This window comes from Martelella sp. AMO21009 (genome assembly GCF_053484295.1).
In genome coordinates this window covers 16356-37285 of the sequence record NZ_JBAKFR010000043.1, presented here as the reverse complement: position 1 = coordinate 37285, position 20930 = coordinate 16356, and the positions used below count along the sequence as shown (strand labels likewise).

The 20930-nt window shown below is 61.7% G+C and carries 13 protein-coding genes; 5 read left to right on the top strand and 8 right to left on the bottom strand.

Features of this window, described 5'->3' with window-relative positions:
• From V6766_RS23980 to V6766_RS23970, 3 genes are all read left to right on the top strand, one after another.
• On the top strand, positions 1 to 191 hold a 191-nt coding region (locus V6766_RS23980), incomplete at its 5' end, for an ABC transporter permease subunit (RefSeq protein ID WP_448470774.1).
• A gap of 54 nt (positions 192 to 245) precedes the next feature.
• Positions 246 to 1553 (top strand): histidinol dehydrogenase, encoded by a 1308-nt coding sequence (gene hisD, locus V6766_RS23975; protein ID WP_448470773.1) that lies wholly within the window; start codon positions 246 to 248, stop codon positions 1551 to 1553.
• Positions 1554 to 1558: 5 nt separating this feature from the next.
• On the top strand, positions 1559 to 2350 hold the full coding sequence (locus V6766_RS23970) for an alpha/beta fold hydrolase (protein ID WP_448470772.1): 792 nt from the start codon (positions 1559 to 1561) through the stop codon (positions 2348 to 2350).
• On the opposite strand, the gene V6766_RS23965 is transcribed toward V6766_RS23970, so the two are convergent.
• The 7 genes from V6766_RS23965 to V6766_RS23935 form a co-directional block, all read right to left on the bottom strand.
• The gene (locus V6766_RS23965) at positions 2347 to 3855 is read right to left on the bottom strand and encodes a TolC family protein (protein ID WP_448470771.1); all 1509 of its coding nucleotides are present in this window, start codon (positions 3853 to 3855) and stop codon (positions 2347 to 2349) included. The two genes, V6766_RS23970 and V6766_RS23965, sit on opposite strands and share 4 nt — an antisense overlap.
• 153 nt (positions 3856 to 4008) lie before the next feature.
• Positions 4009 to 4413, bottom strand: coding sequence for an outer membrane protein assembly factor BamE domain-containing protein (gene bamE, locus V6766_RS23960; RefSeq protein WP_448470770.1), 405 nt, complete (start codon positions 4411 to 4413; stop codon positions 4009 to 4011).
• Positions 4414 to 4475: 62 nt separating this feature from the next.
• Positions 4476 to 5657 (bottom strand): HlyD family type I secretion periplasmic adaptor subunit, encoded by a 1182-nt coding sequence (locus tag V6766_RS23955; RefSeq protein WP_448470769.1) that lies wholly within the window; start codon positions 5655 to 5657, stop codon positions 4476 to 4478.
• Positions 5654 to 7840 carry a type I secretion system permease/ATPase gene (locus tag V6766_RS23950; RefSeq protein ID WP_448470768.1) on the bottom strand — a complete coding sequence of 729 codons (2187 nt, stop codon included), beginning with the start codon at positions 7838 to 7840 and terminating at the stop codon, positions 5654 to 5656. Before V6766_RS23950 ends, V6766_RS23955 begins: the two co-directional genes overlap by 4 nt.
• 88 nt (positions 7841 to 7928) lie before the next feature.
• Positions 7929 to 12578, bottom strand: coding sequence for an Ig-like domain-containing protein (locus V6766_RS23945; protein ID WP_448470767.1), 4650 nt, complete (start codon positions 12576 to 12578; stop codon positions 7929 to 7931).
• A 543-nt stretch (positions 12579 to 13121) separates the two neighbouring features.
• Positions 13122 to 13961 carry a M48 family metalloprotease gene (locus V6766_RS23940; RefSeq protein WP_448470766.1) on the bottom strand — a complete coding sequence of 280 codons (840 nt, stop codon included), beginning with the start codon at positions 13959 to 13961 and terminating at the stop codon, positions 13122 to 13124.
• 336 nt (positions 13962 to 14297) lie between these two features.
• Entirely contained in the window at positions 14298 to 14429 is a 132-nt protein-coding gene (locus V6766_RS23935; RefSeq protein ID WP_448470765.1) for a hypothetical protein, read from the bottom strand.
• Positions 14430 to 14680: 251 nt separating this feature from the next.
• Between V6766_RS23935 and V6766_RS23930 the strand changes: the two genes are divergently transcribed.
• On the top strand, positions 14681 to 15961 hold the full coding sequence (locus tag V6766_RS23930; protein ID WP_448470764.1) for a thiolase family protein: 1281 nt from the start codon (positions 14681 to 14683) through the stop codon (positions 15959 to 15961).
• Between the two features lies 1 nt (position 15962).
• Positions 15963 to 16382 carry a Zn-ribbon domain-containing OB-fold protein gene (locus V6766_RS23925; RefSeq protein ID WP_448470763.1) on the top strand — a complete coding sequence of 140 codons (420 nt, stop codon included), beginning with the start codon at positions 15963 to 15965 and terminating at the stop codon, positions 16380 to 16382.
• Positions 16383 to 17028: 646 nt separating this feature from the next.
• Here V6766_RS23925 and V6766_RS23920 read toward each other — a convergent pair.
• Entirely contained in the window at positions 17029 to 20790 is a 3762-nt protein-coding gene (locus V6766_RS23920; protein WP_448470762.1) for an AAA family ATPase, read from the bottom strand.
• Positions 20791 to 20930 lie beyond the last annotated feature (140 nt).

The following is a 20930-nucleotide window of genomic DNA, read 5'->3' as shown; positions in this document are numbered from 1 at the left end:
CGACGCTGGTGGCCGCCGAAATGGTCGCCGCCACCAAGGGCATCGGCTACATGGTGCTCTCGGCCTCCCAATTCTTGCAGACCCCGACGGTGATCATGGGCATCATCGTGATCGCCGCCATCGCCTATGCCTTCGACATGCTGATGCGCTTTCTCGAGCGCAGACTGGTGCCGTGGAAGGGCAAGGCTTAGACCGCCTGCCCTGTTTCCGTTTCCTGCAATATCCCGACGTGAAGGGGGTGTTTCGTGCCGCGTAGATATCTGAAAAAGGCCATCAAGACCGCTGAAAGCGATGCCGCCTCCGTCACCGGGATCGTCCAGACCATCCTCGACGAGATCGAGGCCGGCGGCGAGGCGGCGGCGAAGGCCTATGCCGCAAAATTCGACCGTTACGAGGGCAGTATCGTCGTCACCCGCGCGGAGATCGAGGCTGCGGCCGCCAGCCTGCCGCAGAAGCTGAAGGACGATATCCGTTTCGCCCATGACAATATCCGCCGGTTCGCGGAGGCCCAGAAGGCGACGCTGAGCGAGACCGAGATCGAGATCGCGCCCGGCTTCTTCGCCGGCCAGAAGATCATCCCCTGCCAGGCCGCCGGATGCTATGTGCCGGGCGGGCGCTACAGCCATGTCGCCTCGGCGATTATGACGGTGACGACGGCGAAGGTTGCGGGCTGCGACCATGTCACGGTCGCCTCGCCGCCCCGACCCGAAACCGGCGTGCATCCGGCGATCCTCTACACCGCCGATCTTTGCGGCGCCGACAGCATCCTCGCCATGGGCGGCGTTCAGGGCGTTGCCTCGATGGCCTTTGGCCTGTTCGGCCAGCCGAAGGCCGACATTCTCGTCGGCCCGGGCAACCAGTTCGTGGCGGAAGCCAAGCGCATTCTGTTCGGCCGCGTCGGCATCGACATGTTCGCCGGGCCCACCGACAGCCTGGTGATCGCCGATGCGGGCGCGGACCCCGAACTCGTCGCCGCCGATCTCGTCGGTCAGGCAGAGCACGGCTACAACTCGCCGGTCTGGCTGGTGACCGACAGCGCTGTGCTCGGGGAACAGGTGATGGCGATCGTGCCGAACCTCATCGACAGCCTGCCGGAGCCGAATCGGGCAAGCGCCGAGGCCGCCTGGCGCGACTATGCCGAGGTGATCGTCTGCGATACGCGCGAGGAGGTTGCCGCAACCGCCGACGACTACGCGCCGGAACATCTGAGCGTGCAGGCCGAAGACCTCGACTGGTGGCTCGCCCGGCTGAAATGCTACGGCTCGCTGTTCCTCGGCGAGGAAACCACGGTGGCTTACGGCGACAAGGCTTCGGGCACCAACCACGTGCTGCCGACATCGGGCGCCGCGCGCTATACCGGCGGGCTTTCGGTGCACAAATTCATGAAGGTGGTGACCTGGCAGCGTTCCAGCCGTGACGCCTCGAAGCCGGTGGCGCTCGCCACCGCTCGGATCTCGCGCCTTGAAGGCATGGAAGGCCACGCCCGCACCGCCGATATCCGGCTGGCGAAATATTTCCCCGGCGAGAATTTCGACCTCTCGGCCGTCGAGTGAACGCCATGGGTCCGCTCATCTGCCGAGACGAGGGCGAAGGTCCGGCGCTGGTGCTGGTCCACGGCTATCTCGGCGGCGCGGGCATGTGGGACGACCAGTTCGCGGCCTTTTCCGACCGCTTCCGCTGCATAGCACCGAACCTGGCAGGCTTTGGCGCAAGCAGTCATCTCGAAGCGCCCGAAAGCATCGAGGGCCATGCCCGGTTGGTATTCGAGACGCTGGATGCGCTCGGCGTCGATCGTTTCCGCCTGCTTGGCCATTCCATGGGCGGCATGGTGGTCCAGCAGATGGCGGCGATGGCGCCGGAGCGGACCGAAAAGCTCGTTCTCTACGGCACGGGGCCTGTGGGCGTTCTGCCGAACCGGTTCGAGACGATCGAGACCTCGCGCAGGCGCATCCTGTCCGAAGGGCTCGAGGCGACCGCCGCCCGTATCGCGGCAACCTGGTTCATGGCGGGCGCTGAGGCGGAAGGCTACGCCGCCTGCCTTGCCGAGGGGTCACGCGCCAGCCTTCAGGCGGCGCTCGCCAGCCTCACCGCCTGGGAGCGCTGGGACGGCACCGCGGCACTCCCGCATTTCCCGATGCCGACGCTCGTCGTCTGGGGCGATGGCGACCGCTCCTATGGCTGGAGCCAGCCGGAAACGCTCTGGAAAACCATCCCCGGCTGCCGCCTCGCCGTCGTTCCCGGCGCGGCACATAACGTGCACATGGAAAAGCCGGAGATCTTCAACCTGATCGTTGCGGACTTTCTATCCGACGACAGTTACCCGGCATGGCCTCCTGGCCCCTTTCGCTAACCCGCGTCCGCAAAAAGCGGTGCCTTTCCGGTCACGGGCGGAACCGGAAGCGGCCGAGGCTGCGACGGCTCCTCCGCTTTTTCCGACGCGGCCGCCTCCTCGCCGACATCGACGCCGAAACTGTCGATCGGGTAGCCGTAGAGCGTCACGTTGGAGAGGCCGAGAGCGGAGCGGAGCGTGCCGCCGGTGAGGTGACATTGCAACAGCGCGATGTCGAGGTCGCGCTCGCTGTCGCTGCGCTCGATCAGGGCGTTGTAGTAATCCTCCTCCGCATCCAGCAGGTCGTTGAGGTTGCGGGTGCCGAGATCAAAATACTGGCTGCGGTAAAGCGCCCGGGTCTGATCGAGCAACTTCGTCTGGGTGTTCGCGGATGCAATCAGCTGACGGGCGTTGGTCATGGCCGTTCCGGCATCAAGCGCATCGAGCGAGGCGGTCTGGCGCACCTTGTCGAGGCGCGCCTGCGCTGCGGCGAGCGCATCCTCGGCCGCCCTCTTCGCCGCTTCAATCGCGCCGCCCTGCCACAGCGTCGGCAACACGTTGAAATTGATGCCCACCCTGAACCCCTCGTCATAAAGCGGCTGGCGGCCATAAGCCTCGGCCGAGACACCGGGCAGACGGGCCTTCTGGGCGTCTTCATATTCAAGCTGGGCCTGGGCGATTTCCAGATGCGCCAGTGCGACTTCCGGGAGGGTATCGGGTACCGTCGGCGTCGGCGTGCAGGCCCCCGGAACCTTCTCCAGGTCCACATCCAGGTCGATGGCGAAGGGACCCGAATATTCACGAAGCTGGTTGGCGGCCCGGTCGCGTTCGGATTGCATTTCGAGCAGGTCGTGACGCGCCTTTTCCAGGCTGTTTTGCGCCGCCAGCACATCCGGTTGGGTGGTGGCACCCGCCGATGCGCGCTGACCGATCAGATTGCTCAGTTCGCCGAGCCGCTTGACCCGTTCCTGGTCGATTTTAACATTGTTGCGGTAGCGGCTGAACTCCGCGTAGGCGGTCAGCACATCGATCAGCACCTTGTCGGCATTGGCCTGAAACTCCAGCACGGCTTCCTGGGCGGAAAGGTCGGCGCGCGCCACCTCGCGGTCCGTCCTGCCGAAATCGAACAGCAGCTGGTTGGCCGAAAGCACGAAGGACGGGTCGTCGGCATCGCCGACGCCGCCGGTCACCCCGCCGCTGATCGTGGGCAGGTAGCCGCCCTTGGCGACATCGATATTGCCGGACGCTTCGCGAATGGTTGCGGCGCTCTCGATCATCGCCGGGCTCTGGTAGAGCGCGACCTGCACCAAGCCGTCAATGCTCTGGCCGGCCGCGGTCAAATCGGCAGGCTTGTCGATCGCCGGTCGCTCTTCCTGGATCGAGCCGGTCCTGTCTTCGAACGATACGGAGGGTCGTCCGGCCCCACCTGTCGAGCAACCGGCAACGCCACCAGCCACGCCGACGCAAAGTGCGAGCAACAGACGCCGTGCGGCAGGAGCCGCACAGTGCATAATATATTGTGTCACCGCGTTTCCATGCTATGCGGCCTTGAGAAAGCGCCCAAAACCGGCCTCCCAGGACTGCTTTGTTCCCGAGCGGACAACGCACGCACAGATTGCTGCGGGAGAAGAACGAATCAGTTATGACTCAACATAACCGACTGATTCGTCTTACACAACTCAGTTGCGGCCGATCACGAGGTCGCGGCACTGCGGACGGCGCCATACGGTTTCTTCAACCGCGTTGCCATTGCCGAACAGGACCTTGTACTGGCAGACGATCTCGCCGTCCTCGGCCGTGACGAATTTGAGATCGTAGTCCCACGCCTTGCCGTTCTTGGTGGTGCGCACCGGCTGGCCCAGCACCTTGGCAACGTCCTGCTGCGAAATGCCAAGCTGGATTTCGCGAACGCGATCGACGGTGATCGGTTTGCCGGGGCGGACAAAATAGGCGTCGAGTTCGGTCGGCGCTGGCGACACGCTGTCAAACCGCATGTTCGGGTTATGGACATTCAGCATGCCCGCGCTGGCGGCGCCGGCGGTGAGAAGGCCGGCAAGGACGGCGATGGATATGGTCTTCAGCATTTCTCTCTCCTTCAGTTTCATTGACATCGGTTCGGTTCGCCCCTGATGGGCTTTCCATGCGATCAGCGCTCCCTCAGAGCCTCCCGGCCCCGATTGAGCGGCTTGATGAGATAATCCCAGATGGTCTTTTCGCCCGTCTTGATATCGACGGTCGCGATCATGCCGGGGGAAATGGGAAACCGCTTGCCGGCCGCGTTCACCAATGCGTCGGAGGCGGTGCGGATATAGACCCGGTAATAGAGGTTTTCCGGATTGATCTCGTCGCGGATCGTGTCCGGCGAGATATTCTCGACCGTGCCCTCAAGACCGCCATAGACCGAGTAGTCATAGGCGGTGATCTTCACCAGAGCGTCCTGGCCGGGATGGATGAAGGCGATATCGCGCGGCGAGACGCGCGCCTCGATCAGGAGCTGGTCGTTGAGCGGCACGATCGTCATCACCGCGCCGTTCGGCGAAATCACGCCGCCGATCGTGGTCACCGCCACATCCTTGATCACGCCATGAACCGGGGAGCGGATCGTGGTGTGGGCAATCGTGTCCTCGAGCCCGTTGAGCGTGGACAGCAGCGACTGCACTTCCGCCTGCGCCTCCGCCAGCTTCTCGCCGGTCTCGATGACATATTTGGAGCGCATGTCATCCATTCTGAGCTTGATGTCGCCGCGATCGCGCTTGAGCTTGATCAGTTCGACCTTGCTTGCAGCCCCGGTCGCGAGCAGCGGCGTGGTCAGGCGTAGCTGCTCCTCGAGCAGCGCCATATCGGCTTCCATATCGGCGATGGATTCGTGGTAGCTTTCCGTCCGGGCCGTAAACAGAGCCTGTTCGGAAGCTCTGAGCTCCGGATAATCGTCGGGCGCCGCCGGAAAGGTTACGCTTTCCGCTCCGGTGACTTCCGCCTGCAGGCGCGCTGCCTGGGCCAGCGAAGCGCGGTAGCGCGCCGCCGTCTCGTCATATTCGGCCTGCGCGCGTGTGGGGTCGAGGCGCGCCAGCACCTGCCCCTTATCGACGATCTCACCGGCACTGACATCGAGCTCGGCCAGGATACCGCCGTCGAAGGACTGGATCACCTGTTCATGCGAGAGCGGCACCACCGTGCCGGGTCCCGACGACACTTCCTCCACCGAGAAGAAGTAGGCCCAGACGAAGAAGGCGGCGAGGATCAGGAACAGTGCCAGCACGACTTTGTTCGCGCCGCTGGCGGAAATATCGTCGCCCTCAATCAGGCTGTCATAGGAAGCGGCACTCATTGGACCTTCACCTCGCGTTTCCTGCCGGCCAGGGCCTCGCCCTTGCGCAGGCGCGTCAGGATCGTGTCGCGCGGCCCGTCCATGATGATCTTGCCGTTGGACACCACCAGCAGCCGGTCCACCAGCGCCAGGATCGACGGCTTGTGGGTGGCCACGACCAGCGTGGTTTCCCCTGCCAGCTCCGAAAGCGCCGAAAGCACCTTCTGCTCCGCGGTTTCATCAAGCGACGCGGTCGGCTCGTCGAGCAGGATCACCGAGGGTTCGCGCAACAACAGGCGCGACAGGATGATGGCCTGACGCTGGCCGCCGGAAAGGCCGATACCGCCCTCCTGGATCTGCCGGTCGAGGCCCTCGGGCATGGCGCGAATAAACTCCCACGCGCCGGTGCGCTCAAGGGCGGCGATCAGCTCCTCGTCGCGGGCATTGGGCGCGCCGAGGCAGAGATTTTCGCGGATCGTGCCGTAGAATAGCCGGGCGTTCTGGCCAGCAAGGCCGATATGGCGGCGCAGATCGGCCGGATCGACATGGGTGATGTTGACGCCGTCGACCAGCACCGTGCCCGAGCGTGCTTCCATCAGCCCGGAAAGCCCCTGCAGCAGGGTCGACTTGCCGGCGCCGTTGCGGCCGATAATGCCGACCTTCGAGCCCGCCGCGATCTTCAGACCCTCGACGGTGAGCACCGGCTCCTTTTCATAGGCAAAGACAGCATTCGCGAACTGGAATTCGCCCTTGATCACCGGCTTGTGGATGCGCTTTGCGTTTTCGGGATGATCGACCGGCAGCGTCATGATCTTGTCGAGGCTTTCGCCGGCAATCTTCGCCTGCTGCCAGCGGTTGAGGATCTGTGCCACGCCGGCGAGCGGCGCCAGCATGCGCGTCGACAGCATGGCGGCGGCAACCAGCGCGCCCGTCGTCATGTCGCCGAACATCACCGCCGGCGCGCCGGCCGCGACGACGGCGATATAGACCATGCCCTGCACCGTCTGGGTCCAGTTGCCGAGCGTGCCGACGAGATCGCGCAGCTTCATGCCGCTGTCGGCGTTGACCGCGTTGTAGTGGTTCCAGTGGTTCTGAAACCGATCTTCGGCCTGCAGCAGCTTGATGTCGTCCAGCCCCTGGACGGCCTCCACCAGCATGGCGTTGCGCAGCGCGGATTCGCGCATATTGGCCTTGGCCAGCGTCCGCAGCCGGCCCTGCGCCAGAACGCCGGGCAGGATCAGCAGCAGCACGGCGACCGCCGGAACCCAGACCAGATTGCCGGCAACCCACCAGAAGATCAGGCAGAACAGCAGAAAGAACGGAATATCCGCAATCGCCGAGACGGCTGACGAGGTCATCATCTCGCGCACATGCTCGAGCTCGCGAAGCTGGGAAATAAAGGTGCCGGTCGCCTGCGGACGGGCGCTGTTCTTGACACGCAGCGCATGGCCGAAGACCTTGTCGGAGATGCGCAGATCGGCGCGTTTGCCGAGCACATCCGTGATCTTCATGCGCATCTGGCGCATGACGAAGGCGAAGATCACGGCAATAAGCGCGCCGCCGCCCAACACGAACAGCGTCGGATAGGATTGCGCCGGCACCACCCGGTCATAGACCTGCATGGAGAAGATGACGCTGGCGAGCGCAAGGATATTGGCCGCAAGCGAGGCCAGCATGATGAACACATAGGGCCTGAGATCGGCAAGGACGATCGATCTCATCCAGTGCTTGCGGAACGGTTCGATATAATTGTCGATCCGTCCGTCCGGCACGCCGCCGGCCGGGCGGATTACCGCCACCAGTTCGACCCTGTCCCGGATCCCGTCAATCTTGATATCAGACGACAGCCCGCCATCGCCTGAAAAACCAAGCGTCAACCGGTCGCCATTGCGCCGCGTAGCGACGGCAACCTCGCCATCCTTCAAGACCAGCACGACCGGCAGCCGCATATCGTTGATCTTGCGAAGATCGGTGCTGATGAACCGGATCGAAAGGCCGGCCTGACGGGCAAGCTTGCCGAAACTTCTCTTGCGGTCGCCGCTGTTATCCCAGGCATCGGCGAGCCGCAATTGCTCGGGTGAACAGTCGATCCGGTAATGGCCGGCAACCGTCAGCAGAGCCTCGATCCAGCAGGCCGAAACGGTACCGGCCGAAAGCTCGACCTCTTCACCGTTCTCGCGATTTCTGTTGATGTGGATATTCATGGCTGAGACAGACTTATTGCAAAAAGGATCTGGCAGCCGGGGCCAAGCTCCGGCTGTCAATCGTGCTTCATGGGCACAGATGAGGGGCTCAGCCCACCATCATGGCGTGATCTTCAAGCTCGTTGAGATCGATGCTGGCCGTGCCCGGATCGCTGAAGTCCTGCGAGTCATTTGCCGCCGCGCTATCCGCGTGCTTTTCCTCGGGCAGGTAAGCCTCGAGGCTTTCGACATTGTCCTCATAGACAAGCTCGGCCACGTCGATGTCGTCATCGGCGGCCGGATGATCGCCGCTGGCGTCATCGTCATTGGCCGGGGCTTCATCGATCGACGCGAGGCCCAGCGTCTCGGCGTGGAACACGCTTTGAGCCGCCGCATCGCCGCCGTCTTCCGCACTGTCGGTCTCGATTGCCATGCGTGCGGCAGACGCAGTGGCGCCGGCCTCCTGAACATCGATCTTCAGCGAGGCTTCGCTGGTGTCACCGCTGTCATCGGTAAGCACATAGCGGAAATCTTCCTCGCCCATGCCCGTGTCGGGATCAGCCGTGTAGGTCCAGTCGCCAGTTTCGAAATCAAAGACGAGCCTGCCGCCCTGGTCGGTTTCCGCGTTGAGGATCGACCCGTCCTCGACCTGGTTGCCGTTGTGGTCGATAATACGGCCCTGATCATAGGTATAGGTCTCTCCATCGACATCGATCGATAGGATGCGGCCGCCATCGATACCGAGAAGATCGTCATCCGCGGTACCGGCGACGCCATCGGCGCCGTTCAGCACATTGCCGGAGACATCCACTTCCTTGAGGACGTCGAGCAGTTCGTCCACGAGGTCGTCGAAGTTGGCCACCTGGACCACATGATTGTCGCCGTCGGCCTCATCGACATCCTGCAGCCGGGGCACAGTAACGCCCTGGCCGATGCCGACCGTCTGCACGTCGATTTGGTTGTTCGCAACGAAATCATTCCATGCAGCCTCCGTCGCGCTCTGCAACGAATGTTCGATGTTGCCGTTGCCGTCTGTTTCATACTGACGGGTCGGCTCTCCATCGCTCATGAAGAAGACGCGATTGTCGTAGCCGTCGATAGGCTGATAGGACTCCATCGTCTCTTTGATCGCCGCCGTGTAGTTGGTCTGGCTGCTATAAGGACGCTGGGCATCCCAGGCATCGACCTGCGCCGCGAAGTCGGCATAGCTGCTGAAGGACACTGTCGAACTGGCGTCCGAAGAAAACGCCACGAGCTGGATTTTTACGTCGCCGGTCGTGCCTTCGAAAAAAGCCTGACCGGCTGCTTTGACGGCCTCCAGCATCTGATGGGCTTCGGTGTTGTCCACGCTACCGCTGAAATCGAGAACGAAGGCGATGTTGAAGTTCTCATCGCTCATGAAGTCATCGCCGGCAAGCTGCAGGCTGACATTGTCCTCGTGTGCGAGCGGCGCATTGCGCTCAAATGCCTCGGTATCCGCGCCTTCCGAGCCGAGATTGCCGACCTTGTCGGTATAGCTCTCGTCGGCAACCGTGACGGTCAGGTCGCCGCCGGCCTTGTCAGGCGTCACCCTTGCGGTCCAGGTATGACCGTCAACCTGCTGCAGGTTCGACAGGGTACCGTTGTTGACGCTGATATCGGAGGCGTCGAACCCATCAACGTCTTCGGAGAAGGTGAAGGTGACGTCACCTCCCAGACCGTTATCGTCGATATCGATATCGACCGTGACGGACGGACCATCGACGTCGAAGGTCTCGCTGTCGGCGCCTTCCGAGCCTTCATTGCCGGCCGTATCCGTGTAGGAACCGTCGGTAACGGTGGCCGTCACTTCGCCATTGCCGGTCGGGGTGATGGTTGCCGTCCAGACCTGGTTGCCGTCGGCATCTTCCGACCACGTGCCATCCGTGCCGAGATCGGCGTTTTCCAGATCGAGATCGGCGGCCGGATCGAAGCTGTCGCGATCGGTATCCGGCGAGAAAGTCAGCACCAGCGTGCCGTCCTGGCCGTTATCGGTAATCTCGACGCCGACCGTCGGCGCGGTGCGGTCGAAGACCTCGCTGTCGGAGCCGGGCGTGCCGGGGTTGCCGGCAAGGTCGGTATAGGAGCCGTCGCCAACGGCAACCGTGACATCGCCGGTCGCTTCCGGGGTGACCGTGGCCGTCCAGGTGTTGGGACCGGTCTGCGTCAGGTTCGAGAGCGTGCCGTTGCCAACGGTAACATCGCTGCCATCGAAGCCGGTCACGGGCTCGGAGAAGGTGAAGGTCACCGTGCCGGTCTGGCCTTCATTGACGATATCGACCGTGACGGACGGGCCGTCGACGTCGAAGGTCTCGTCGTCGTAGCCTTCCGAGCCTTCATTGCCGGCGGTATCCGTGTAGGAACCGTCGGTGACGGTGGCCGTCACTTCGCCATTCCCGGTCGGGGTGATCGTGGCCGTCCAGACCTGGTTGCCATCGGCATCTTCCGACCACGTGCCATCCGTGCCGAGATCGGCATTCTCCAGATCGAGATCGGCGGCCGGATCGAAGCTGTCGCGATCGGTATCCGGCGAGAAGGTCAGCACCAGCGTGCCGTCCTGGCCGTTATCGGTGATCTCGACGCCGACCGTCGGCGCGGTGCGGTCGAAGGCCTCGCTGTCCGAGCCGGGCGTGCCCGGGTTGCCGGCAAGGTCGGTGTAGGAGCCGTTGCCGACCGAAACCGTGACATCCCCGGTTACTTCCGGGGTGACCGTGGCGGTCCATGTGTTGGGACCGGTCTGCGTCAGGTTCGAAAGCGTGCCGTTGCCAACGGTAACATCGCCAGCCTCAAAGCCGGTTACGGGTTCGGAGAAGGTGAAGGTAACCGTGCCGGTCTGGCCTTCATTGACGATATCAACCACGACGGACGGGCCGTCGACGTCGAAGGTCTCGCTGTCGGCGCCTTCCGAGCCTTCATTGCCGGCGGTATCCGTGTAAGAGCCGTCGGTAACGGTGGCCGTCACTTCGCCATTGCCGGTCGGGGTGATGGTTGCGGTCCAGATCTGGTTGCCGTCGGCGTCTTCCGACCACGTGCCATCCGTGCCGAGATCGGCGTTTTCCAGATCGAGATCGTCGGCCGGATCGAAGCTGTCGCGATCGGTATCCGGCGAGAAAGTCAGCACCAGCGTGCCGTCCTGGCCGTTATCGGTAATCTCGACGCCGACCGTCGGCGCGGTGCGGTCGAAGGCCTCGCTGTCGGAGCCGGGCGTGCCCGGATTGCCGGCAAGGTCGGTGTAGGAGCCGTCGCCAACGGCAACCGTGACATCGCCGGTCGCTTCCGGGGTGACCGTCGCCGTCCAGGTGTTGGGGCCGGTCTGCCTCAGGTTCGACAGCGTGCCGTTGCCAACGCTAACATCGCTACCATCGAAGCCGGTCACCGGTTCGGAGAAGGTGAAGGTCACCGTGCCGGTTTGGCCTTCATTGACGATATCGACCACGACGGACGGGCCGTCGACGTCGAAGGTCTCGCTGTCGGCGCCTTCCGAGCCTTCATTGCCGGCCGTATCAGTGTAGGAACCGTCGGTGACGGTGGCCGTCAATTCGCCATTCCCGGTCGGGGTGATCGTGGCCGTCCAGACCTGGTTGCCATCAGCATCTTCCGACCACGTGCCATCCGTGCCGAGATCGGCATTCTCCAGTTCAAGGTCGGCGGTCGGGTCAAAGCTGTCGCGATCGGTATCCGGCGAGAAAGTCAGCACCAGCGTGCCGTCCTGGCCGTTATCGGTGATCTCGACGCCGACCGTCGGCGCGGTGCGGTCGAAGGCCTCGCTATCGGAGCCGGGCGTGCCCGGATTGCCGGCAAGGTCGGTGTAGGAGCCGTCGCCGACGGCAACCGTGACATCGCCGGTGGCGTTCGGGGTGACCGTGGCCGTCCAGGTGGTGTCGTTGACCTTGGTCAGGTTCGACAGCGTGCCGTTGCCAACGCTGACATCGGACGCATCGAAACCGGTCACGGCTTCGGAGAAGGTGAAGGTAACCTCACCGGTCTGGCCATTGTTCTCGATATCGACCACGACCGAGGGGTCGGTCAGGTCCAGATTCGTCATGTCTGAATCGGAAATCGGGTTACCGTTTTCGTCTTCGACCGGATTGCCGTTTTCGTCGGTAACAGTTCCGACCACCTCAACATCGCCCTCGGCAATGTTGTCGCGTGGAATGTCATGCGACCAGTTTCCGTTCTCATCGACCGGAATGGGATCGGATGTGACAATGTTGCCGTTTTCGTCCGGGTAGGACACGACAACGTAGTCGCCCGTGCTGTTGCCGCTGACCGTCACGCGGTTGCCGGTCGGGTCGTCGGTGATATCCTGCACGTCGACCACCGGGAATACGGTCGCGGCATCGTCATCGCCGCCGCCCCCGGCAAAGGCCAGACCACCGGCCCCGGCGGCGGCAAGTCCGCCCAGCGCCGCGAACGGGAACGGGGCCACGCCATCAGCGCCGATCTCGGCGAAGGCGAAATCGCTCCACGGACCGGAATACTGCCCCCACCACGCAATGCCGTCATCGTCGACAAGGATCAGCTCACTGCGCTCGTCATCGAAATCGATGAAGAAATCACCGATGACGATTGTCTCCCCGGCGGTCGTGACGATTAGGAGATCGTTGCCGTTCTGTTCGAATGAAACAACGCTTTCCGGCGCGACGGGAAGTTTGACGACAGACGCTTCGTCAAGCTTCAGACCGGTTACGGACTGACGATGCTGAGATCCGTCGCTCTTGTCGATAATGATTGCATCCATGGGAATACTCCTCAAAAACTCGTCGAATGATAGCGCTACCACACTCTCATGGTGCAACTACGCTTGCTCTTCGGCGCACTGCTTCGCTATGTTGGGGACCCGTGTAGTGGATTGTTAACTACCACTTTAACGGAGGTCAGTAGCGCATACTTGCGTCGTCTGCAAGCCGTGTAAGTCATTTTTTCTGAACCGGAAATGAATTTCCGTAATTTTTTAAAGTTATGTTTTTACATATATAATCGCACGATCTTAAGCTCCGGAAAGCTGATATAGCCTGAAGTACAACCGATTCTGACTTTAAATTCAATCAGATGATTGAAACTAGTCATGCAGAAATATGACAATCAGGACGAGTTTGAAACCGTAAAGGGAATGCGCATTTCCTGGTTGCATAATCCCATTTTCCACAATCTTTAACTTTTTATAATTCCCTCTCAGGTTGTGGGCGGAAGAACAATCGGTCGATAGATATCGCTGCGCAAGCGTCACGGGCTGCGGCGTCCATTCGGACGGTCGCCCTTCCTTTTAAAACGCAATGTAAACTTAGCGTTGACTTACGTTCTGGTCATCGTCAATGATACCGGAACCCGTCATTCCGCCTTTTCTTTCCGCAACCTCAGGCTGATGGCTGGCCGCCAGCGCCTCGGCCCGTTCGATACGGTCTGACGGCAGGGGATGGGAAGTGTTGTAAGAACGCCTTGCGCCAGGCGGTGCATCCATGACTTGCATGGTTTTCAGAAAACGCACCAGAGCCGTGGGATCGTATTCGGCCTCGGCCAGCAATTGGATGGCCATCGCGTCGGCTTCCAGTTCCTGTTGCCGCGACAGGGCGCTAACCTGCGCGCTGGCTTTGGCGAGAAGCGCGCGCACGCGATCACTGTCCGGCAGGGCCGCGGCGATTTCCGCGCTGGAGACTGCCGCCTGCCGCCCCAGGCGGGCGCGGGCTTCCGCATGACGAGACAGGATATGGGCCATCTCGTGCGCGACGACGGCCGCAATCTCGCTGTCGTCGTCGGTCAGCGCGAGTAGCCCCCGCGTCAGATAGATATATCCGCCCGGCGCGATATAGGCATCAGCTATGGACGAGTTCAGCACGAGGATGGTCACCGGACTTCCGCCGACAACCGCCGACAGTCCTTTGCCGATTTCAGCCAGTTCCCGCGAAACCTCGGGGTCGCTGTACAATCCGCCGAATTGCGCCACCAGGCGACGGCGAAAGGCGTCCGCGCTGCCCGGTTCCTGCGGCGCCGGATACGTGTTGTCGGCCTGGCATCCGGCAAGACCCGACAGAACCATCAGGATGATGATGCAACCGCCGCCGAAAGATGAAAGAAAACCCGTGGCGGACCGCGTCCGGCAGGCAAGTTTACGTCTGCTCTTCATTCCAATACACATTCCCCGCGAAAACACGTACCGTATTCCCGCAGGTCACGTTGTGTATAGCGACGTTTCAATCCGGCCTGTAACACAACGTGATATTCTTGAACTACAGTAAAGATTGACTGGATGCCGAGCAAATCTTTCGCAGCTCAGGCGCAATCGTTTTCCGGAACCCGCCGGCCCGCCTCAAGAGAATGGCATCCGAGATGATGTCGAACAGATGATCCACCCGCGGGACGAGCAGAGGCTGGTCGGCAAGCCACGTCAGAGCGCTGATAAGTGAAAAGAGATCGTTGTCATCCATATCCCGTCGCGCAAGCCCTCTGGCCTGCGCCCGCTTCAAAAGGTCCGTCCCGCCTGGCGCAAATCGACGCATGAAGAATGCAGGGCGGAATTTTCGTCGGCAATCGCGGCCACCATTGGCGCGATGACGCCCTTGTAGCCGCGCGTCACCACGATCGCCTTGCGCAACCAGTTTGATAGCGCCTCGTCGACCTAGTCCCACTGTGCAAGTTCACCGGCTTTCGCGGTCAATGCATCGAAGCTCGTGCGAAAGCTGGCCTCACGTTGATCCTCGTCAATGAATGAGCTGTTCAGTTGCTGTTGACTAACGTTGTCCCACGTCATCGGGCTGGTTCGGGAGGAAGGCCAGATCAGATTTCGTGGAAGTCGGGCTCATTGCCGTGCGGAAGCGATCGGCGAGGCACCAAAGGAGTTAGCTCATGACGGGAAAATTACGGGAACGAATCGCGATATTAGGCGTCGGGTGTTCGCGCTTCGGCGATCTGCTGGAGACGCCCGAACTCAAGGGCACCACAATTCAGGAATTGACGGCGCGCGCGGTCAAGGAAGCGCTCGACGATGCCGGGCTGACCGGCCAGGATGTCGACGCGGTATTCGCCGGCAATGCGATGGTGCATAGTTCGCAGGTGCCTGGCACCTATTCGCAGCTGTCGAAATGGACCGGCACCCAGTTCAAGGCCGGCGTCCATTTCGAGGCGCAGTGTTCGACCACCAATGTCGGCGCGGCGCTCGCCGCGATGTCGATCGCGGCCGGAACCTACGATACCGTACTGGTCTACGGGCTGGAGACCACGCGCACCAAGGTGAAAGGCTTCAGCCCCTACGAGCGCGAACCAATCTCGCACCAGCAGACCTGGCTGTGGACCGACATGGCGGTCAACCAGGCCTATGGCGTGCCGCAGGGCTACGACATCTTTTCGACCTATAACGGTCTGGTCGCGCTCGGCTATTGCCGCAAATACGGCATGTCGATCGAGGACTTCGATCGCGGCATGTTCGAGCTATGCAAGACGCGGCGTCTGCACGGTTCGATGAACCCCAAGGCCAATATCCAGGAAAAACTCGAAGACCGCGCCAAGAGGGAAGGCTTCTCCGATCCGTTCGACTACTGGCGGTCAGACGAACACAATCCCTTCGTGGCCTGGCCATCGCGGTTGCTCAGCCTGGTGACGACCGCCGACGGTGCGTCGGCCATGGTCATCACCCGCGCCGATCTTGCCAAGGGCGGCAAGTCGCAGCCTGTCGAGTTCAAAGGCTTCGGCATAAGCTACAGCGACCTGCCGTGGTATGGCGACGACCCGACCTATTGGGAGTTTGACCGTCGCGCGATCGATACCGCTTTCGATATGGCCGACATCAAGCCTACCGATATCGACTATCTGCACACCCACGACTGCTCGCACATCTCCGGCATCTGCACCGCCGAGGCGACCGGCTACCTCGAACCCGGCAAGGGGCTCGACGCCGCGCGCGACGGTCGGCTGCGCTTTGACGGCGACCGGCCGATGTCGACCCATGGCGGCCGCCACGCCTTCGGCCATGCCTGGGGCGCCAGCGCCGGAACCGACACCTACGAGGCGGTCTTGCAGATGCGCGGCCAGGCCGGGCAACGCCAAATCAGAAAGACGCCGGAAATCTCCGTCATCCACACGCACGGCTATGCCATGATCGGTACCGTCGTCGTTCTCGGGAGTATTTGACATGCCGAACACTGCCGTACAACCGAGCGCTATCCGCTCCTATTACGAAGGGCTCTCCAAGGGCGTCTTTCAGGCGATCACCTGCAAAGACTGCGGCGGCTGCACCTTCCCGCCGACTGGCTGCTGCGAACATTGCGGCAGTTGGGACGTAACACCGGTCGAACTGAGCGGCGACGCCACGCTGCTGCTGGCGTCGCACAATATATCGCCGGCCTGCCATCCGCGGTTCGAGAAGATTGCCCCTTATGTCTATGGCCATATCCGCCTGAAGGAGGGACCGATCGTCCAGGCAATCGTCCTCGGCGTCGATCCGACCCCACAGGCGCTCCAGTCCCTGTTCGAGCGCGGCCCGGTTCCTGTGAAGGCGGAAACGCTGCAGATGGACGATCTGCCGGTCCTGGCCTACCGGATCGTCGGCTGACGGGACCCCGCAAAAGACGAAGCGAGCGGCAGCAAGGGTGCAACACTCTTGCCGCCGTTCGCGCTCATTCCCACTCTAATATTTTTTCTACGATAAGAGATTGATTTTATTGTAGAAAATATTTTCTTTGGCCGCCAATGCCGAGGCATAGGCCGTCAAAAACCTATCCTTTTGATTTTGCGGGTTTTTTTGGCAATTATAGCGCGGAAAAAATTCTGTGAACGATCGGTATCTATCGACAGTTTCGCGGTGAGGCGTAGACCTCAGACCTCCAATCTGTTGCTCCCGATAAAGTACCGCCAAAATCGGCGAAATCAATACACCCACCTCGATCCTGGATTGCCGGGATGGTGGGCTTGGATCAAGCGCGACGGAGGTTGAGAGGGTGAAGACAGTTTCCCGGGAAGAGCTTTAAGTATAGCAAACGTTCCCCAAAAACACCGTCACAACAAATCGTAGAGTCGAAGCACGAGCGTAGACGCCCCACTGTAACAGCCCTCCTCCTATCCAACAGGAGGACAAATGTCTCGACGAAAGCCAGTCGCGTAGGTGACGAACTCTCACTCAGATTGTTTGATCAGGAAGAGGGCTGCCGCTGCACTCACTACGAAACAGGGCGGCAAGACCAGAGACGATCGCGCAACGCTCAGCCCACGATCAAGCGGGCAAGCCGGTTAACCTCGACCATGTCCAGGCCCGATCCCGCCGTTTCCATGGTCTCGATCAGGACATCTCCCCCTGCCTGTTCATCGATCGGCCGGATGCCTGCTGCCAGGTACGCCGTGCGCTTGATCTGCCATCGTGCCGCGTATTGCGGGTCCGACAGCATGCCCAGATGCTCCCAATAATAGGTGACCCCCGAGTCCTCATCGACGATCGTGAAATCAGGCCAGCGCGTCTTCCCATCGAGTTGCAGGGGCTGTTCGTAGACGTAGCCGATGCCCATCCCGTTCAATTTCTCTGCGATGGCCAATTCCGATTTGGACCGCACGAACTCGCCGCGGCTCGTCCGATGCAGAAGATGCTTGTCGAGAAAGCGTGGGCCCGAGACGGTCTTCACTTCAACGGGCCCAGGCGCCTCGAAGAGGTCCGTCATTCGCCGCGCGATCTCCGAGGCAGACGGGTCTGAGTACCGCCGCAGGGCGCCGATGTCATCTTCGTGGAGAAGAATGAGTTCTTGCTGATGTCGCGTGATCGCGGTGTAGAGCAGCTCTCGCGACAAGGGCCGACAATTGCGCGGCAGCACAATAAACGTTCGCTCGAACTGACTTCCCTGGGTCTTGTGGACCGTGAGGGCATACGCCAGTTCGAGCTCCGGCGTGCCCTCTTCGCCAGAGAACTCGCCCGCATAGTAGGTAAATTTCACACCGGGCTGACTCGCGAATTCGACTTCGAGGTCTCGCGGGCGAAACTTCATCTTCCCGGTCTTGTAGCCGCCGACGACGATGCCGATGTCGCCGTTCGCGACGTAGGCTCGTTCCTGGCGCGGATAGGTGCGACGTCGGCCATTGTTGCGGACATTGATCACCTTGTCGCCCCACAAAACGCCTTGAGGCCCGGCGGGCTTTGGGTATTTCGCATATGGGGTCAGCGCGCGATCTCGCACCTTGTCTCGAAACCGGCGCTGGATCGCGAGGTTGATCGCTTCCACACCGGGGGGCCCCGACCGCACAGGCGACAAGATTTGCCAGTCGTGAGCTGCCTCCGCAGCGCCGCCCTCGGTCTCACCGGCGCGTCGTGCCCAGAAAAGAACGTGCCCTTCCCATTCGCTTCCGCCGATGCTCAGTTCGAACCCGCGCTGATCGAAGTGGTCGGCAAGCGCCAGACTTCGGACAATCTCGTTCGTAAGTCGCGACTCCAGGTCGCTCGGGAGGGCCCAATGCGCAGCTCGCACGTGCGACAGCGTGCCGGACCTCAGCGCCTCCCACACCTCGTCCGCGCCGGCATCCAACGGCTCGCCGCTGAACTGCCGGGCCAGCAGTACGTCGCCCCGGTCTGTTCCCCGCTGGCGACCGATGATCGTGAGTTCGGCGTAACCTGGCGCGACCTTCGGAAACTGAGGAGTTTCCTCAGAGGGCGCGAGCTTCCGACAGATGTCCACGAACGGCCTGCCAGCGCCTATGGGCGGGAGCTGGCGAGGATCGCCAACCAGGATCAAACGATCAACGCCCTCGATCGCATCGATCAGCGCCGAAAGCTGATCCTCGGTGAGCATCGAACATTCGTCGACGATGACCGACCGATATCCCTTCTCGCGCGGCGCTTCGGGATTCCGGAAGTAGCGCCCACTCGCGCCGTCGTACCGCTCATAGCGTTGGAGAAATTGAGCTAGTGTCTGACCCTCCCCAAGACGTTCCGTCGCTTCCTCCAAGCGGACGCGCGCTTTGCCGGTCGGGGCCAAAAGAAGAATCCCGCCCGAGCTTATCTCTGGAAGGTCGCACAACACTTTCAGAAGCGTGGTCTTGCCCGATCCTGCCGGACCGATGAGGACGGAGAAACGTCCACATGCGAGCTGCTCGAGCGCTCCCGATTTTTCCCTTCGTGCCAGTTCCTCGACCTCCGCCTCCGGCCCAGTTCCTATCGGAGGCAGCACTGCATCGACGAGCGCGCGCCATTTGTGGACGATCGAGTGGCGCTTGCCACCGACGCGTTTCCGGACCGCGTTTGTGATTACGGTCCGCGAGGTGCCATACCGCCTGAGCTTCAGCGCGAGTTCGTCATCTGAGGTTCGCGCTCTCTCCAAGGTGAGGGCGAGGTAGTCCGCGACCATGTCGATAACGTCCTCGTCGACCACGCAGCGAGGATCTAGGGGCGCTTCGATTGCTCGACTCACAATCCAGCTCCGAGGAAGAAGCGTGTGCCCCTCGTTCTGAACGGCATGCTCCAACATGTCGGTGATTAGCGCGCGGACACGACGCTTGTCGATCCCGTCGGTCATCATCGATTGAGCTGGCAGCGGTGCAACCTCGCGAATGACCTCCGCCGGGAATACGCCACGATCGACGACACCAAAGGCAATCCGTTGAGCCGCTGACTCATCCCGCTCGTAGAGCAGGTACGGATTGGCCAAGAGGTCCCCGTCGCTGGTCGCCTCAGTGAAGACGCCTCGCTGACTAGGCTGGTAGGCTCGCAGCGCCTGGTCAGCGGTCAGGCTGCAACGAGCGACAAGATCGAGCAATTGGCGGCGTGGCGATGCGAGGCTCTTCCATTTTTCGCGGTAAGTCGAGCCGAAGCCGAGCTTCTCGGCCTGCGGAAATGTCGATGGTTTCTTCACGATGCCGTCGATGAAGGCGAAGGCGTCGAACACCTCGCCTTCGCGGCTTCCGACACGCGCGATCTCATGCGCGAGCAGCGATCCATGCTCCAGCCCGAAAGCGCTCAGAGCACTTCCGAGTCCCGGGTGAACGCCTCGCGCCTTCCAGAGGCGAGCAATCTCACGGTCGATCCACGCGAGCGAGCCGGAAACGTCAGTTTCGACAATCTTCGCGGTAGCTCGCAAAGCCGCGGCGCAGGAAAGCAGCGACGCTATCGCGCCATCGTGACTGAGATGCTCTGAACCGTAGGAGAACGCGTCGAACTGGTCTTCCGGCGCGAAGGCCACGCAATCTTCGATGGGCACGCTCACGTCGGCCAGTGCAGCGGCTAACACGTCGTAATATGGCATCAGAAAGCCGTCGTCGCCCCCGGGCCGAAGGGAGTGCCTGACGCATCGCTCCCAGAGAACGCCCTTGAGGTCACCGGCCGATTCGTAGGCGTATTCAGTATGCCCTCCGACGCCGTTCACCCTCGCGACGCCGACGATGACGCGGTTTGCGCTTTCCGAGAGCGGCGTCTTCTTCGCATAGAAAAAACAGAGTGACGTCTTTGGCTGGAGGGCACCGAAGAACGTGTCCAGCATGATGAGCTGGTTCGTCTTGTCCTGAACCCAGCCCGTTTCAAACGACAGGTCCGGCTCGCGCTCGGGATCGTAGGCTAGCCGCAATGCTGTTGCCTTGCCGAGCTCACACTCGCTCTCGTCGCCCTCGACGTTTGTTTTCAACATCCATCCGAAGGGGATGCATGCTGCGGAATAGGCTTCGATCCGCAGCTTCGTCTCGCCGAAATGGCCGTGCGTCATAGGGCTCGAAAGTTTGTAGGGGTGCTGCTTGGTCAGAACGAGGTCGTGATCGCACATGAAGCTGACGCGCTCATCGACACATGGCGGTAGCTCCGACGGCGCGAGCTCATCGAACAGCTTTCCCGCTACAGCATCCTGATTGTCGCGTTTTGCCGACGCGATGCGTCCAAGGACCAGACATGAGGTGTTCGCTGACGGGGCAGTGCAAACACGCCCATTCCAGCCACCATCATGCCAAGGCACACGTATCGTTATGTGCTGCCACGGCAGCTGTCCGGAACCTGCGATCATCTCTCCCCCCTCAATAAACGTCGCCAAACCACCTTGCGGAAGCTTCTATCGATACTAGCCATTTTATCCCCCGCAAGATCCCGAGGACTATAACTCCGAATTATCTAGTCAACAGGAGGAACCTGAGGGCGCAGTGTGCA

Coding starts and splice junctions, on each gene's coding strand:
- V6766_RS23970 (WP_448470772.1), top strand. CDS start 1,559: ATGGGTCCGCTCATCTGCCGAGACGAGGGCGAAGGTCCGGCGCTGGTG.
- bamE (WP_448470770.1), bottom strand. CDS start 4,413: ATGCTGAAGACCATATCCATCGCCGTCCTTGCCGGCCTTCTCACCGCC.
- V6766_RS23955 (WP_448470769.1), bottom strand. CDS start 5,657: ATGAGTGCCGCTTCCTATGACAGCCTGATTGAGGGCGACGATATTTCC.
- V6766_RS23950 (WP_448470768.1), bottom strand. CDS start 7,840: ATGAATATCCACATCAACAGAAATCGCGAGAACGGTGAAGAGGTCGAG.
- V6766_RS23945 (WP_448470767.1), bottom strand. CDS start 12,578: ATGGATGCAATCATTATCGACAAGAGCGACGGATCTCAGCATCGTCAG.
- V6766_RS23940 (WP_448470766.1), bottom strand. CDS start 13,961: ATGAAGAGCAGACGTAAACTTGCCTGCCGGACGCGGTCCGCCACGGGT.
- V6766_RS23930 (WP_448470764.1), top strand. CDS start 14,681: ATGACGGGAAAATTACGGGAACGAATCGCGATATTAGGCGTCGGGTGT.
- V6766_RS23925 (WP_448470763.1), top strand. CDS start 15,963: ATGCCGAACACTGCCGTACAACCGAGCGCTATCCGCTCCTATTACGAA.
- V6766_RS23920 (WP_448470762.1), bottom strand. CDS start 20,790: ATGATCGCAGGTTCCGGACAGCTGCCGTGGCAGCACATAACGATACGT.